12 protein-coding genes are annotated in these 15011 nt (G+C 63.7%); 1 reads left to right on the top strand and 11 read right to left on the bottom strand.

The window, feature by feature from the left end:
* Positions 1-72: 72 nt before the first annotated feature.
* Positions 73-489 (bottom strand): nucleoside-diphosphate kinase, encoded by a 417-nt coding sequence (gene ndk, locus AC07VL_RS23295; protein ID WP_070223377.1) that lies wholly within the window; start codon positions 487-489, stop codon positions 73-75.
* A gap of 222 nt (positions 490-711) precedes the next feature.
* Between ndk and AC07VL_RS23290 the strand changes: the two genes are divergently transcribed.
* A complete protein-coding gene (locus AC07VL_RS23290) occupies positions 712-1398 on the top strand; it encodes a Bax inhibitor-1/YccA family protein (protein ID WP_034752039.1) in 687 nt (228 codons plus the stop codon).
* Between the two features lie 61 nt (positions 1399-1459).
* Here AC07VL_RS23290 and AC07VL_RS23285 read toward each other — a convergent pair whose 3' ends face one another.
* The 10 genes from AC07VL_RS23285 to AC07VL_RS23240 form a co-directional block, all read right to left on the bottom strand.
* Positions 1460-2305: a LysR family transcriptional regulator gene (locus tag AC07VL_RS23285; protein ID WP_494807956.1), complete on the bottom strand. Its 846-nt coding sequence runs from the start codon at positions 2303-2305 to the stop codon at positions 1460-1462.
* 28 nt (positions 2306-2333) lie between these two features.
* Entirely contained in the window at positions 2334-3521 is a 1188-nt protein-coding gene (gene cfa, locus AC07VL_RS23280; RefSeq protein WP_494807955.1) for a cyclopropane fatty acyl phospholipid synthase, read from the bottom strand.
* A 270-nt stretch (positions 3522-3791) separates the two neighbouring features.
* A complete protein-coding gene (locus AC07VL_RS23275; RefSeq protein ID WP_494807954.1) occupies positions 3792-4835 on the bottom strand; it encodes a cupin-like domain-containing protein in 1044 nt (347 codons plus the stop codon).
* 77 nt (positions 4836-4912) lie between these two features.
* A complete protein-coding gene (locus AC07VL_RS23270) occupies positions 4913-6832 on the bottom strand; it encodes a glycosyl hydrolase family 18 protein (protein ID WP_494807953.1) in 1920 nt (639 codons plus the stop codon).
* Between the two features lie 513 nt (positions 6833-7345).
* On the bottom strand, positions 7346-8686 hold the full coding sequence (gene rlmD / locus AC07VL_RS23265) for a 23S rRNA (uracil(1939)-C(5))-methyltransferase RlmD (protein WP_494807952.1): 1341 nt from the start codon (positions 8684-8686) through the stop codon (positions 7346-7348).
* A 133-nt stretch (positions 8687-8819) separates the two neighbouring features.
* The gene (gene rpoS, locus AC07VL_RS23260; protein ID WP_290600736.1) at positions 8820-9851 is read right to left on the bottom strand and encodes an RNA polymerase sigma factor RpoS; all 1032 of its coding nucleotides are present in this window, start codon (positions 9849-9851) and stop codon (positions 8820-8822) included.
* Between the two features lie 8 nt (positions 9852-9859).
* Positions 9860-10780: a peptidoglycan DD-metalloendopeptidase family protein gene (locus tag AC07VL_RS23255; RefSeq protein WP_494807951.1), complete on the bottom strand. Its 921-nt coding sequence runs from the start codon at positions 10778-10780 to the stop codon at positions 9860-9862.
* 42 nt (positions 10781-10822) lie between these two features.
* Positions 10823-11713 (bottom strand): protein-L-isoaspartate(D-aspartate) O-methyltransferase, encoded by an 891-nt coding sequence (locus tag AC07VL_RS23250; RefSeq protein ID WP_494807950.1) that lies wholly within the window; start codon positions 11711-11713, stop codon positions 10823-10825.
* Positions 11710-12447, bottom strand: a complete 738-nt coding sequence (gene surE / locus AC07VL_RS23245) for a 5'/3'-nucleotidase SurE (RefSeq protein WP_494807949.1) — start codon at positions 12445-12447, stop codon at positions 11710-11712. Before surE ends, AC07VL_RS23250 begins: the two co-directional genes overlap by 4 nt.
* Positions 12448-12541: 94 nt before the next feature.
* Positions 12542-15001, bottom strand: coding sequence for a tetratricopeptide repeat protein (locus AC07VL_RS23240; RefSeq protein ID WP_494807948.1), 2460 nt, complete (start codon positions 14999-15001; stop codon positions 12542-12544).
* Positions 15002-15011: the final 10 nt, after the last annotated feature.

The raw sequence follows: 15011 nt of genomic DNA, 5'->3' as shown, positions 1-15011 counted from the left end.
ACAGCGCAGCGGGAACAGGGGGTGATAAGTTATTTCACAGATAACGCCAGGAAATAACGTTATCTAAGACAATTAAGCCTTCAGTTCTGGGAAGAAGTAAGCGATTTCCACTTTAGCAGCTTCGACAGCGTCGGAACCGTGTACGGCGTTAGCGTCGATCGAATCGGCGAAATCGGCGCGGATCGTGCCTTTTTCTGCTTTCTTCGGATCGGTCGCGCCCATCAGGTCACGGTGGGCCAGAACGGCGTTTTCGCCTTCCAGGGCCTGGATCATGACTGGACCGGAAACCATGAAGTCGACCAGGTCTTTGAAGAAACCGCGCTCTTTGTGCGCTGCGTAGAAGCCTTCAGCTTGTTCGCGCGACAGTTGGGTCATGCGTGCTGCAACGATTTTCAGGCCAGCGTTTTCAAAACGGGTGTAGATTTGACCGATTACGTTTTTTGCAACTGCGTCTGGTTTGATGATCGACAGGGTGCGTTCGATTGCCATGTGTGAAAACTCCAATAAAAAGAAAGGTTTAAAACGGTAAATTGATAACTCAATCAACCTTTGATTTTACCATACTCCACCCCATATCACCCAGACAGGCAGGTGGGCATCTTCCGCCCTTGCCTGAGTTTAATTAAATCTTAAGCTGGTTTTTTTGTAAAAACCGGGGTCCATGCTATCCTTGGGCAAAGTAGTAATTTGAATTGACAACACGGAGGCACTATGAATCAGAACATGCAACGCACCTTTGACCTGTCGGGGGGCATGCAGCAAGTCCGCCATCAGGTCTTGCGCAACACTTACTGGCTGCTGGCACTGTCCATGATACCGACCGTGCTGGGCGCCTTCATCGGCGTGCAAATGCATTTGCCGATGCTGACCGGCGGCATGGGCTTCATCATCTTCATGGCCGTCGCTTTCGGCTTCATGTACGCGATCGAGAAAACCAAGAACTCGGGCCTGGGCGTCGCCGTCCTGCTGGGCTTTACCTTCTTCATGGGCCTGATGCTCACGCCTATCCTGACGCGCACGCTCGGCTACTCGAACGGCGGCATGCTGATCATGACGGCATTCGGCGGCACGGCCACCATCCTGGCCGTGATGGCGACGATCGCCACGGTGTCGAAGCGCGATTTTTCCGCGATGGGCAAATGGCTGTTCGCCGGCGTGATCGTGCTGATCCTGGCATCGGTGGCGAACATCTTCCTGGGCCTGTCGGCACTGTCGATCGTGATCTCCATGGTCGCCATCGCCATCTTCTCGGCCTACATCCTGTATGACGTGCAGCAAATCATCAACGGCGGCGAGACCAACTACATCTCGGCCACCCTGCGCATCTACCTGGACGTGTACAACATCTTCACCAGCCTGTTGTCGCTCCTGGGCTTCGCCGGCGGCAGCCGCGACTAAGCGCTGCGATTGAAACAGCAAAAAGCCGACCCGCGGGTCGGCTTTTTTACGTCTGTCGAACTTACTTGATCTTCTCCGCCACCTCGATCAGGCAGGCGCGGGCGCGGTCCAGGGTCGGGTTGTCGCGCTGGGCCGCATACACGGCGTAGGCGGAGTGCGAGAATTCGGGCGCGTCGTGCACGCGGTGCAGGAGGCCCGCGTCGAGGTAAGGCTGCGCGCTGCCGATGCGGAAGTAGCTGGCGCCGCCCACCTCCAGCAGATACACGAGGGCCAGCGGCCCCAGCGAAATGGAGACGGGCGGGCTGCTCAGTTCAGGATACGCCGCCTGGTGGTTGGCGGCAAACGCCGGCCCCCAGTCCACGTACACATACGCATCGGCATGCATCTGCCCGTCGTCGCGCGAGGTCACCATCACGAGCTTTTCCTCGGCCAGCAGTTCGCTGACGAGGCCCGGGCGCTGCGGCGGGTTGTACAGCACGGCCAGGTCGAGCGAACCGTCGTGCACGGCGTCGAGCAGGCGCGCGGGACTGTCGACTTCGGCCCGCAAGGCGATCTCGGGGCAGTCGCGGCTCATGCGTATCAGCCAGTCGCCGAGCAGCGGCTGCCACAAACTCAGCTCGCAGCCGATGCTGACGGCGTCGTCGCGCCCCGGCGGCAAGGCCACCTGATGGCGCGCCCGCTCCCACACCTGCACCATGGTGGCCGCGTGGCGCATGAAGCGCTCGCCGGCCGACGTCAGGCGCGCGCCCGCCTTGTTGCGCACGAACAATTGACGCCCCAGCTGCTGCTCCAGGGTGCGGATGCGGGCGCTGACGGCCGTCTGCGTCACGTGCATGCGTTCGGCCGCCATGATGAAGCTGCCGCAGGAAGCCACTTCCAGGAAGGTACGCGCTTGATTGATATCCATCAAGCCATCATATCAGCTGACGCGCATCTCAACTGACACGCCCGTAGCCACCCAATACACCCTGCTTCGACAAGACCCATTGCCACAGCTGCAGGTCGCGCGCGCGGAAGGCGCCCGCGCAGGACAGCAAATAGTAGGACCACATGCGGTGGAAGCGCTCGCCCAGCTGGGCCGCAAACTGCGGCCAGGCCTGCTCAAAGTTCGCGTGCCAGGCCATCAGGGTCTTGTCGTAGTCGGCGCCGAAGTTGTGCAAGTCCTCGGCGACAAACAGATCATCGATGGCGTCGCCGATCTGGCCGATGGAGGGCAAGTCGCCATTCGGGAAGATGTATTTGTCGATCCACGGGTCGCACGCGGAATCGCGCTTGTTCTTGCCGATCGTGTGCAGCAGGAACAGGCCGTCGTCTTCCAGGCAGCGGTGCGCCACTTGCATGAAGGTGCGGTGGTTCTTGTGCCCCACATGCTCGAACATGCCGATGCTGACGATGCGGTCGAATTTTTCATTGGTGTCGCGGTAATCCTGCAGGCGGAAGTCCAGGTTTTCTCCGCCCGGCATGCCGCGCGCGTAGGCGACCTGCTCTTGCGAAATCGTCACGCCCACGCACTGCACCTGGTATTTTTCCGCCGCATAGCGCATGAAACTGCCCCAGCCGCAGCCGATGTCGAGCACGCGCATGCCCGGCTCCAGGCGCAGCTTGCGGCAGATCAAATCGAGCTTGGCTTCCTGCGCCTCGGCCAGGTTGCCGGCGTCCTTCCAGTAGCCGCAGGTATAGGTCATGCGCGGATCGAGCATGGCCGCATAGAAGGCGTTGCCCAGGTCATAGTGCTCCTTGCCCACCATCCAGGCGCGGCGCTCCGTCTGCAGGTTGAACAGGCGCGCGTACAGCGCGTGGCAAGCCAGGCGCATGGGCCGCACGTCGTCGGCTACCCGGGCGCGCAGCAGATGGCAAAAGAATTCGTCGAGTTGATTTGCATCCCAGTCGCCATCCATGTAAGCCTCGCCCAGGCCCAGGTTGCCGCTGGCGAAGGCCCGCTCCGGTACGCCGGGCTTGCGCAGCTGCATGTCCCAGGCGGCGCGCCCGTTCAAGTGGATGTCCGCCCTGGCCAGCAGTTCGGCCGCTTCGCGGGTCAGCCGCGTGTCGAGCTTAAGTTCCGTGCCGGATGCCGGCGCTTGTTGCAACTGCATTGCTGCTTGTGTCGTGTGCTGCGTGTTCATGCCCTGCCGCCTCCAGATGATTGTCGGTGCCGGTGCGCGCCGGCACAGCAACATCAGGTGCCCGGCGGCGCATCAGCCATAAAATTATCTACCCCTCATCCGCATCTGGATAATGAAACATCATGGCTATTCATATCAAAATAATTGCTGCAAAATGATTTCAATCAATTATTCTATGGAAATATCTTATACAGGAAGCGCTCCGTAGCATGAAAAAAGCCGCCTGTTCGGCGGCTGTTCCCTGCGTGTTCGCGGCAATGCGCGCCACGATCAAAAGTCGTGATTCGATGGATACTTTGTGTAAAAGTCGTTATCCCATTTGAAGTTGGTGAACGCCACCGTCATGGAAACGTCGAGCGCTTCGACGAAATGCCAGCAGCCGACGGGTAAAAACAGGATTTCACCGGGCGCCAGCACGCATTCGCGCACCTGCACGTCGGCCATCAGCGGGTAGCGCTGCACGTCGATGGCGCGCCCGTCGACGGGCGTGAAGCAGTGGCGCTGGTTGTACACGCGCGCCACTTCACAGGCGGCCATGATGCGCAGGCGCTTGCGCCCCGCCACTTGCGCCATGAAGTTGTTCGTCAGGTCGTGGTGGAAGGGCGTCACCGTGCCGGCCGGGCCGAACCACAGGAAGCCCGTGGGAGCGCCCTCCTGCTTCAGGTATTCGGGCAGCTGGCCGATATCGTCCCACAGCTCGCGCAAGGCTTGCCGGTTCTGCGAATTGTTGTTCGCTGTCATATAGAAATCGTTGGTCGCGCCGCTGCCCTCGACCAGGCTGGCGTAGTCGCCAAAGGCCATCTTGCGCTTGTGCGCCACGCTGTTCATCTCGTACTGGGCGTCCGCTTCGCGGCCGAACTGCACTTCCACTGCGCGCTGCGCGAAATGGTCGCGGAAGTAGGCGGGACTCCACTTGGCCATGGCGGGCCAGTCGTCCATCATGCCGGTGATGATGACGGGCTGGTTGAGGGAATAGTATTCATCCAGGAATGCCTGCGCGGACAGCTTCTCGCGGCGGGGAATCTCGGGCGCGCGCAGCTGGTTCAGCCTGCGCTGGATGTCGATCACCCAGTCGCGCTTGGCCAGCCGGTTCGACAGGCGCACGGCGCCGGCCAGGTAGGGACTTTGCAGGGCCAGCTCCACTTCGCGGCGCGCCAGGGGCGCCGCGATGCCGGCCTGCTGCAGCACCGGCATCAGCGCCGATGGGTGGCTGCCCAGCATGAGGTTTTCCGCGATCCAGCTGCGCCATTCGCGGCTCAGTTCCTGCTGTTCCAGCTTCTGCTGGCTGGCTCCCAATGTCGATACCGCCGCCATCGCCCGTCTCCTGTATTGTGTGTGAATAGACGGCCGGACAGCAGGGCTGCCCGGCCGCATCTTACGCTACATCAACATTACCGCACTTTCCACACTTCCGTTGCCAGCACGCCATTCGCGTCACCGTCGAGTTCCCACGAGAACGCGCCGCGCAAGCCCTGGTCCTTGACGTACTTCACCTTGGTGCCGATGACGGTCGGATCGTCATAGCTCCACCACTGGCCGCCCGCCCCCGTGTACAGGTACAGCTGCTTGGTGACGGGATGGTAGTAGCGCGTGCCGGCCTTCGATACCAGGACTTTGTAGTCCTCGATGCCCGCTTCGTACGCACCCGGCGCCATGCCCGTGGCCGTCTGGTACAGGCCATCGCCATTCGGTCCCGGCGCCACGCCTGTCCAGCCGCGGCCATAGAACGGAATGCCCAGCAACAGCTTGTCGCGCGGCACGCCGGCGGCGATCATGTACTGCACCGCCTTGTCGCCCACGTATTCGCGCGCCATGCCCGTCGACGGATCGGCAGGGTCGGCAAACAGCTGGGCGTTGAAGTTGGTGCTGTTTTCCCAACCGCCGTGGAAATCGTAGGTCATCAGGTTGATCCAGTCCATGTACTGCGAGTACAGGGCCGGTTCCGTGTTGTCGATCTTGTCCTTGCCCGCACCGACGGCGGCCGTCAGCAGGTAGCGCTTGCCGTTGGCGGCGCCCAGCGCATCGAGCTGGCTGCGGAATTCCGCCATCAGCAAGGTGAAGTTGCGCTTGTCGTTCGGGCTGACCGTGTTGTACGGCTGGCCGCCGCCGACCGGGTATTCCCAGTCGATGTCGATGCCGTCAAAGATGTTGGCCGCCGAACCCGGACCACCGCGCCCTTGCGAGAGCGGCAGGTTGCCCTTGATGTACAGGTCGATGCAGGAACTGACCATCTGCTTGCGCAGCGCATCGGTGGCAGATCCCACCGAGAAGTTCTTCGACCAGCTCCAGCCGCCCAGCGAGATGAACAGTTTCAGGTTCGGGTGCGCCGCCTTGAGCTTCTTCAACTGCAGGAAGTTGCCCGACAGGGGAGCATCCCACGGAATGGCCTGGCCATCGACGGTGCGCTTCGGCGTGCGGATGTAGTCGGCCTCGGCATCGCCGCCCGTGCCCGCGTCGGGCGCATTCGGATTCGTCGCGCCCGGCTCGGCCTTGGTGATCATGCCGCATTCGTAGCCGCCGTTTTTCGGATAGATGTTGCCGAAGGCGTAGTTGATGAAGGTCAGCTTGTCGGCCACGCCGCTCGTGTGCACGTTCGCCACTTCATAGTCGCGGCCATACACGCCCCACTGCGCGAAGTAGGAGCCGACTTCGCGGCCCGTTGGGGTCGGCGTTGGGGTCGGCGTTGGGGTCGGCGTTGGCGTTGGCGTTGGCGTTGGCGTTGGCGTTGGCGTCGGCGTCGGCGTCGGGGTCGGGGTCGGCGTTATGCTGCACAGTTCCTGGCTGGTCCATGGCTTGCCCGTGCCGGCGGCGCCGTTGTTGGTCGACGGATTGTCGCCCAGGGTCCAGTAATTGGCGCGGTAATTGGTGCCGGCAAAGCTGACGACGGCACCCGCGCTGTAAGCCGTGCCCGAAGCCCAGGCCAGCGCGCAGGTGCTGCCGGTGGGTGTCGGTGCCGGAGTCGGCGTAGGCGTGGGATTCGGTGTCGGTGTCGGTGTCGGGGTGGGCGTCGGGGTGGGGGTCGGCGTTGGCGTAGGTGTGGTGCCGCCGTCGCAGGCGCCGCCCGCGCTCCACAGGCTCGGTGTGGAAACGGGATTCCAGCCCGACCCCACGTGATCCGTCTGCGTCACCAGGGCCGTGTAATTGGCGCCCAGGTAGGTGACCACCGTGCCCGCGTTATATGTGCCGCCCTCTTGCCACGGGATGCAAGCCACCGTGCTGACAGCGAGCAATTGCGAACTGGCCGGCGCGCTGGCATCGCCACCGCCGCCGCATGCCGCCAGCACACCGCCGCTGGCCAGGCATACCATCATATTCCTGATCGTTTTTCTGAGTATTAAATTTTCCACGCTGTCTCCTGTTCAGGTTTGCGGAAAGACCACTCTGCTTCAATAAAAGCTACCCTGTGTTATCGTTTTTTTGCAGTTGCAAGAACAGCATGCTGCTGAAAAAATAGGCGGTCAAGTGGTTTTGAAGTGGCATCAGAGCAAGCAATACCACTTCGCGCAAAAAGCACAGCAGCTTATGCGTACGGCGTGTTGTCCTACTGGAGAACGAAAAAACTGCAGGGGGAAGAGGAGGAAAAGCGCTCGATCCGAAAAAAACAGACCAATTTTATACAACAGTGTAAGTGGTATTGCGGTGGCTTGTTGCCTTGCTGCACTGGACAACGGCGGGTGCCTGCCTGGCCACCCACGGTGTCTTATGCGTCAACTCGCGCGCGACGCGCCTGAAAAACGTTCAGGGCAAGGCGCCTTGCCGAAGGCAGTACGCATGGTACGGCCAGGCAAGGCAACGCAGCCACGGGCGTTTTTTCAGGTGCGCCATCAGGCCAGGTCAAATACCGCCATCGATTCCACATGGGACGTATGCGGGAACATATTCACCACGCCCGCCTTGCTCAGCACATAACCCGCTTCCAGCGCGAGGATGCCGGCGTCGCGCGCCAGGGTCGAGGGACTGCACGACACGTAGACGATGCGTTTGGGCAGCATGTCCGGACGCGCTTGCGCCAGGCCGACCAGGGCCTGGCACAGGGCCATGGCGCCATCGCGGGGCGGGTCAATCAGCATGCGGTCGAACTTGCCCAGCGCGATCAGGTCATCCGTCGTCACTTCAAACAGGTTGCGCGTCGAGAACGAGGTTTTTTCCGCCAGGCCATTGGCCAGGGCGTTTTCCAGCGCCCGCTCCGTCAGGGTGGTGCTGCCTTCGATGCCCACCACTTCGCTGCCCTGCGTGGCCAGCGGCAAGGTGAAATTGCCCAGGCCGCAGAACAGGTCGGCCACGCGGTCCGTCGGCTGCACTTCCAGCAAACGCAGGGCTTTCGATACCAGCACGCGGTTGATGTGGTGGTTCACTTGCGTGAAATCGACGGGCTTGAACGGCATCTTGACGCCAAATTCCGGCAACAGGTAGTGCAGCTGCTTGTCCAGCGGGTAAAACGGCACGGCCGTTTCCGGACCCTTCACCTGCAGCCACCATTGCACGCCGTATGCGTCGGCAAACGCTTTCAGCTTCGTTTCGTCGTCGGCCGTCAGGGGCGCCATGATGCGCAAGACCATGGCCGTGACGTCTTCGCCGACAGCCAGCTCGATCTGCGGCATCTGGTCGAAGATGGACAGCGACGCGATCAGCGCGCGCAGCGGCAGCAGCATGGCGGAGATGTGCGGCGGCAAGATTTCACAGCTGTCCATATCGGCAACGAAGGCCGATTTCTTTTCATGGAAGCCCACCAGCACGGCGTCCTTCTTCTTGACGTGGCGCACGGACAGGCGCGCGCGGTAGCGGTAGCCCCACGTCGGGCCATACATGGGGCGCATGATGCTTTGCGGACGCACCTTGCCGATATGCCACAAGTTGTCTTCCAGCACGCGCTGCTTGATCGCCACCTGCGCCGACGGTTCCAGGTGCTGCATGGAACAGCCGCCGCAGTTGTCGAAATGCTTGCACTTGGGCGTGACGCGCATGGACGATTCGCGGTGCAACGCCGTCATGCGGGCCATTTCCCAGTTCTTCTTTTTCTTGAACGTCACGAAGCTGACGCGCTCGCCCGGCAATGCGCCTTCGACAAACACGACCTTGCCCGGCGAGCCGTCTTCGTTCTCAATATGGCCAACGCCACGGGCGTCCATGTCGAGCGATTTGATTTCGATGATATTTTCTTGCATAGCGATCAATAGGTAAGAGTGGGCCAGGACGCAGGGCCGCGCTGGAACTTGCAAACAATGGGGGAAAGATCAGGCGCCGCGAGCGGGGCGTATGATAGCAGATGCGGCCCCGGAAATGCCGGGACCGGGCGTCCTACAATAACGAGTCGCGCACGACGCCGCGTGCCGCCATAGCCCGTTTGAGCTTGATCAAGGCTTCCTGCTGGATCTGGCGCACGCGCTCGCGCGTGACGCCCATTTCCTCGGCCAGGGTTTCCAGGGTGGCCGGGTCATCGTTATCGAGGCCGAAACGGCGCATGATGACCACGCGCTGCTTGTCGGGCAGCTTGGTCAGCCAGTCGCGCACGAGCACTGTCATTTCATGGTGTTCCGCGCGCGCGTCGGGGCTGTCTTCGCTGGCGCCCGGCAGCATGTCCATCAGGGACGACTGCGGGTCGTTGTCGAGCGGCGCGTCGAGCGAGGTGGCGTGCTCGGACAGGGCCAGGATATCCTGCACCTCTTCCACGGGACGCCCCACCAGGTGGGCGATGTCTTCCGCGGTGGCATCCTTGCCGTCGTGGTGCTGGGCTTCCAGGTGATATTTGCCGCGCAGGATCTGGTTCAGCTCGCGCACCATGTGCACGGGCAGGCGCACCGTGCGCGCCTGGTTCATGATGGCGCGCTCGATGCTCTGGCGTATCCACCACGTCGCATAGGTGGAGAAACGGAAACCGCGCTCGGGCTCGAACTTGTCGATGGCCCGCATGAGGCCAATGTTGCCTTCCTCGATCATGTCGAGCAGCACCACGCCGCGGTTGATGTAATGCTTGGCGATCGACACGACGAGGCGCAGGTTGTGCTCGATCATGGTTTGCCGGGCTTCGAAGTTGCCCTGCTTGGCCAGGGTGGCGTAATGCACTTCCTGCGCCGCCGTCAGCAGGGGCCGCGTGCCGATCTGGTTCAGGTAATGCTGCGTGGTATCGGTCGACAGCTCGGCCGCCAGCACTTTCTTCAGTTCATCGACACTTTCGACCAGCACGCTGACGCTGGCCACTTCGCCGCCTTCGCCCGCCTCGACGGCATCAATACCGTCGAGTTCGCCCGCATCGTCCGTCACGACATCGTCCGCCCCCTCTTCCGGCGGTTCCGGGTCATCGTCCAGCGGGTCGTGCGGCGCGTGTGTCATTGCTTTACCTAACGGTTAGGCAGGAATTTCGAAGGATCGACAGGCTTGCCTTGCTGGCGGATTTCAAAGTGCAGCTTCACGCGGTCGGCATCGGAATCGCCCATCTCGGCGATGGCCTGGCCTTTGTTGACGTTCTGCCCTTCCTTCACCAGGATGCTGCGGTTATGCGCATACGCCGACAGCAAGCTGTTACTGTGCTTCACGATAACAAGATTACCATAACCACGGATTCCGCTCCCGGCATACATGACTTTTCCTGCGCCGGCGGCCACGACCTGCTGGCCCGCCTTGCCGGCGATGTCGACGCCCTTGTTCTTGCCTTCGTCGAAAGTGCCGATGACCTTGCCCTCGGACGGCCACATCCAGCTGATCTTGTCATCGCCAGGCGCCGATGCCGCAGGGGCTGCCGCGGCGGCGGCCGGTGCGGCGGCGACGGCCGCTGCCGGGGCAGGCGCCGGGGCAGGCTTGGCGTCGCCGCTGCCATCGGCGCGCAGCTCGGCCAGGGTGGCATCGGAATACGCGCGCTTCTCGCCGCGCGGTCCCGTCTTCTTCGGCACGACGGGCGCGGCCGGCTTGACTTCCGTCACGGGCGGCATGACGATGGCCGACGTTTGCGCGCCGCCCGCGTCGCCGTTCGGCGGCAGCACGCGCAACACCTGGTCGACCTTGATATCATTCGGATTGCTCAAGTCATTCCACGCCACCAGGTCGCGGTAATTCTGGCCGTGTTCCAGGGCGATGCGCAACAGCGTGTCGCCGCGCTTGACCGTATAGAAGGCGGGATCGCGGTCGCGCGGGTCGCTGGCGGCGGCGCTGCTACTCAATGGCTGGCGTTCCACCACCGGCGCCTGCACGCCCGTGGTGCCGCAACCGCTCAACAGGGCGGCCAGCGTGACGCTGCATATCAGTATGTTACTTTTCTTAATCATTCGCATGTAATTGTATGTCCTGCTTGCTAGCTGATCCGGGGATCATATGGTGCCCGGGCGCAAAGGCACGAAATGGCAATCTTCCAGGGTTTGGCTGGTCCATTCCGTTTTCCCCACCCGGGTAATGAGTTGTAAGTGTTGCAATTTAGCACCGACTGGCGCGACCAGACGCCCGCCTGGCGTCAGCTGTTCCAGCAGGGCTTGCGGGACCTCCAGGCCGGCTGCGGCAAGGATGATCCCGTCAAAGGGCGCCGCCTGCGGCAGGCCAAGCATACCATCTCCGTACTGCAAGCGCAGATTCGACACGCGCAGCGGCCGCAGATTGGCCTTCGCCAGCTCGTGCAGGGGCCGGATGCGCTCGATCGAATACACCTCTTTCGCCACCAGCGACAGCACCGTGGCCTGGTAGCCGCAGCCGGTGCCGATTTCCAGCACGCGCTGCAGCGCCCCGCCATTGCGCATCACCTCGATCATGCGCGCGACGATGTACGGCTGGGAAATGGTCTGGTGGTGGCCGATGGGCAGCGAAGCGTCGATATACGCCTGCGAGGCCAGTGCCTCGTCCATGAACATGTGGCGCGGCACGGCCTGCATGGCGTCGAGCACCACCTGGTCCTTCACGCCCTGCCTGGCGATGCGGGCCACCATGGCGCGCCGCACGGCGTCCGACACGAGCGGGTTTTGCCGTGGCGCCGCCGCTACCGCCGGCTGCGCCCGCTCATTGGCGATGGCCTGCGCGCGCGACGGCGCGATGGGCGGCGGGGAGCCATGGTGCGGCGCCCCGCCGCGGGCCGCGTTTTGCGCCGCATTCTGCGTGGCCGTCTGCGGCGTGGCGATCCTGGACTGGGCCAGCGACTGTCCCCCGCCCTGCCTGGCGGGCTTGCCGGCCAGCGAATCGAGGGTGAGGGGGAAGGTACGCGGCTTGTCGGTCATGCCAGGCCTTTTGCCAGTGCAGCAAGTTGGGTGGTATGCGTCAGGTCGATCTGTAGCGGGGTAATCGAGACCTGTCCTTGTGCGATCGCATGAAAATCCGTGCCGGGGCCACCTTCCTTGGCGGCCCCGGCGGGGCCGATCCAGAAGATTTCCCGGCCACGGGGATCGAGCGCGCGGATCACCGGCTCGGCCGAATGGCGCTTGCCCAGGCGCGTGGCCGCCACGCCTTGCATTTGCTCGTAGGGAATCGCCGGGATGTTCACGTTCAGCAGATACGGTTTTTGCAAGGCATCGTAGCGGCGCTCGACGATCTCGCGCGCCACGCGGGCGGCCGCATCCAGGTTGACCCAGCCGAATTCGGACTGGGAAAAGGCGATGGCGGGAATGCCGAACAGATAGCCTTCCGTGGCGGCGGCCACGGTGCCCGAATACAGGGTGTCGTCGCCCATATTGGGGCCGTTGTTGATGCCGGACACTACCAGGTCGGGACGCTCGATGAGCATGCCCGTCAGCGCCACGTGCACGCAGTCGGTGGGCGTGCCGTTGACAAAATAAAAGCCGTTGGCGGCCTTGTGCACGGACAGGGGCCGGTCCAGGGAGAGGGAATTGGAAGCGCCCGAGCGGTTGCTGTCGGGCGCCACCACCACGATTTCGGCGATGGGCGCCAACGCGTCGGCCAGTGCGGCAAGGCCAGGCGCAAGGTAGCCGTCGTCGTTACTGATAAGAATTCTCATAACGCGATTTTACCTGAAGCATTGCCAACACTGCGCGTATGGCACGCCCTTCGGCAGCATTTTTTCTGCCGGCGGGCCGGCATGGCGCGCCGCCTCAGCGCTGCTCGATGCGCGCCTCCGACAGCGCCCCCTCCAGCGCCTGCACCTCGTCTTCCTGCAAGGCCAGCAAGGCATCGAGGTCGCCTTGCAATTTGTACATTCTTTTGAGCTGGGCCATACCCCGCTTGCGCAGCCTGCCCGGCACGCCCGGGCGCAGCAGGCACGATTTCAAATGCTCGGCCAGTTCGCCCGCCTGCGCATACTGCTCGCGCTCGATCATGCCTTGCAACATGCCGATCATGCTGGCCAGGGTATCCGGCTCCGCCCCGTCGTGGCCGTTGGCGCGGCCCGCGAGTATGGTTTCCTGCAGATGGCGCGCGCCGTCGAGCACGCTTTCGGCATGCCCCGTGACGGGCGCACTCAGGAGGCGGTCGCTGCCGCTGAGCACGTCGTCTTCCAGCAGGCGCGCCGCTGCGCTGTCGCCCTGCTGCAGCAAGGTGCCGGCCAGTTGTTTCTTGCTGTGCAGGGTATCGAGGTGGTCCTCGCCCAGCAGGCGCGCATGCACTTCCAGCACCTGCTCCTGCACGCTGCGCGCTGCATCGAGCTCGCCGCGCCGCAGCAGCGCCTCGGCCAGCTTGCGCTGGCTCATCAGGGTTTCCGGATGGTCGAGTCCCTGCGTGCGCTCGCGCGCCGCCACCTGGTCTTCATGCAGCTGGCGCGCGCCGGCCCAGTCGCCCTGGCCGGCCATGATGTCGGCCAGCAAGTCGCGCGTGGCCAGGGTGGCCGCATGGTCGACGCCCAGGCGCCGCCCCTGGGCCTGCAGCACGGCATCGAGCAGGCGCCGCGCGCCTTCCAGGTCGCCATCGCGCCCCAGCGCCTGCGCCAGGGCCAGCTTGCTGCGCAAGGTGTCGCCATGCTCGGCGCCGAACAGGCGGGCGCGCGCCGCCACCACCCTGGCCAGCACCTCCTGCGCCTGGGCCAGGCGCCCCATGCGCAGCAAAGTGGCGGCGCGGCTGTCCATCGCCCCCAGGGTCATCGGGTGCTCCTCGCCCAGCAGGCGCGCATAACTGTCCAGCACGTAGTCCTGCAACAGCAGCGCGGCCGCCAGTTCGCCCTGCTGCGCCAGGGTCTGCGCCAGGCACGCCCGCGCGGCCAGGGTATCGGGATGGTCGGCGCCCTGCAGCCGTTCGCGCACGTCGGCCACGTCTTCCTCCAGGAAGCGGGCTTCGTCGAGCTTGCCCAACTGGCGCAGCAGGCGCGCCATGCCGCTCTTGCCGGCCAGGCTGTCGGGGTGTTCCTCGCCCAACAGGCGCACGCGGATCTCGACGCTTTGCCGGAAGGCATCGAGGGCCTGCGTGCTGCGGCCATCCTTGCGGTACAGCTCGCCCAAGCGGGCCAGGTCGCGCGCCAGCGGCAGGGCCACGGCGCGGCCCGGTTCCAGCTGCAGCGCCTGGCGCGCCTCGCCGATGGCGGCCAGCAAGGCGATTTCGCGGCTCGACTGCCAGGGAAAATAGCCACCCGTCAGCCAGTGCAGGAAGGCTTCGAAGGTGCGCGTGAGGGAAAAGCGGTCGCCGCCCTGGTCGATGCGCACGGCCAACTGCTCGCCATAGGCAAAGGTTTTCGTCTGCTGCAGCTGCACTTCGTCGAAATAGCTGTCGAGGGCGATCTGCGGCAAGCCGTAGGAGGCACGCAGCAGGCGCTCGAACATGGGCTGGAAGCCGGCGATGCCCTTGTGCGCGTCGCCGCGGCGCCACTCGGCGCGCTGCGCCCCGTCGCCCATTTCTATGCGCGAGGGCAAGGGATACACGAGCAGCGGGCGCTGTTCGTCTTCGTGGCTGCGGCGGTACTCAATGGCCCGCGTGACGAGCGCGTCGACGCCTTCCAGGCTTTGCCGGTTCGGCGTGAAGACCACCACCAGCTTTTTCGGCAACAGGGTGGTGCAGATGCCGGCGCTGTCCGTGCGCCCCGTGCGCGAATCGACCAGCACGTAGCGGAAGTGCTGGGCCAGGGTATCGGCAAAGCAGCGGAACAGGGCCGGGCAGGTGTCGAACAGGTGATCCCAGCGCATCTGCGCCAGGCGCTCGCTGTAGCTGGCGTCGAAGCGCCCCGCGCGCATCAGGTACAGGGGACTGCCCTGGTCGACGCGCACCACGTACTGCTGCCAGTCGATGGCGTCGAGCACGCGCTGCGCCAGGGAAGTGTGGTCCGCGCCCTCGCCCGCGCCGCGCTGGCCGGCCGTCTCCAGGCCGATGCGCTCGAGCTGCTGGCGGCAAGCCTCGAAGAATTCCAGCACGCCAGGGCGTTCCTCGTGCTGCTCGAAATAATGGTGCAGGCCGGGCGCCTCCATGTCCCAGTCCAGCATCAGCACCGGCACGCTGGCGTTTTCGCGCCGCGCCAGCAGCACGGCGATATTCGACAGCGCCATGGTGCGGCCCGTGCCGCCCTTGTAGGAATAGAAGGTGACGACTTCACCAGGGGCGCTCAAAGGCGGCAGGGAGAGGCGTTGGCTTTCCATAACGGTACCT

This window comes from Janthinobacterium sp. GW821-FHT03C08, from assembly GCF_059420905.1.
The sequence above is the reverse complement of the archived record's forward strand: the minus strand, read 5'-3'. Positions and strand labels throughout refer to the sequence as shown.

What these genes read in the sequence shown, in the direction of transcription:
- ndk (WP_070223377.1), bottom strand. Translation starts at nt 489, where the DNA reads ATGGCAATCGAACGCACCCTGTCGATCATCAAACCAGACGCAGTTGCA.
- AC07VL_RS23270 (WP_494807953.1), bottom strand. Translation starts at nt 6,832, where the DNA reads ATGATGGTATGCCTGGCCAGCGGCGGTGTGCTGGCGGCATGCGGCGGC.
- AC07VL_RS23255 (WP_494807951.1), bottom strand. Translation starts at nt 10,780, where the DNA reads ATGATTAAGAAAAGTAACATACTGATATGCAGCGTCACGCTGGCCGCC.
- AC07VL_RS23250 (WP_494807950.1), bottom strand. Translation starts at nt 11,713, where the DNA reads ATGACCGACAAGCCGCGTACCTTCCCCCTCACCCTCGATTCGCTGGCC.
- cfa (WP_494807955.1), bottom strand. Translation starts at nt 3,521, where the DNA reads ATGAACACGCAGCACACGACACAAGCAGCAATGCAGTTGCAACAAGCG.
- AC07VL_RS23290 (WP_034752039.1), top strand. Translation starts at nt 712, where the DNA reads ATGAATCAGAACATGCAACGCACCTTTGACCTGTCGGGGGGCATGCAG.
- rpoS (WP_290600736.1), bottom strand. Translation starts at nt 9,851, where the DNA reads ATGACACACGCGCCGCACGACCCGCTGGACGATGACCCGGAACCGCCG.
- AC07VL_RS23275 (WP_494807954.1), bottom strand. Translation starts at nt 4,835, where the DNA reads ATGGCGGCGGTATCGACATTGGGAGCCAGCCAGCAGAAGCTGGAACAG.
- AC07VL_RS23240 (WP_494807948.1), bottom strand. Translation starts at nt 15,001, where the DNA reads ATGGAAAGCCAACGCCTCTCCCTGCCGCCTTTGAGCGCCCCTGGTGAA.
- surE (WP_494807949.1), bottom strand. Translation starts at nt 12,447, where the DNA reads ATGAGAATTCTTATCAGTAACGACGACGGCTACCTTGCGCCTGGCCTT.
- rlmD (WP_494807952.1), bottom strand. Translation starts at nt 8,686, where the DNA reads ATGCAAGAAAATATCATCGAAATCAAATCGCTCGACATGGACGCCCGT.
- AC07VL_RS23285 (WP_494807956.1), bottom strand. Translation starts at nt 2,305, where the DNA reads ATGGATATCAATCAAGCGCGTACCTTCCTGGAAGTGGCTTCCTGCGGC.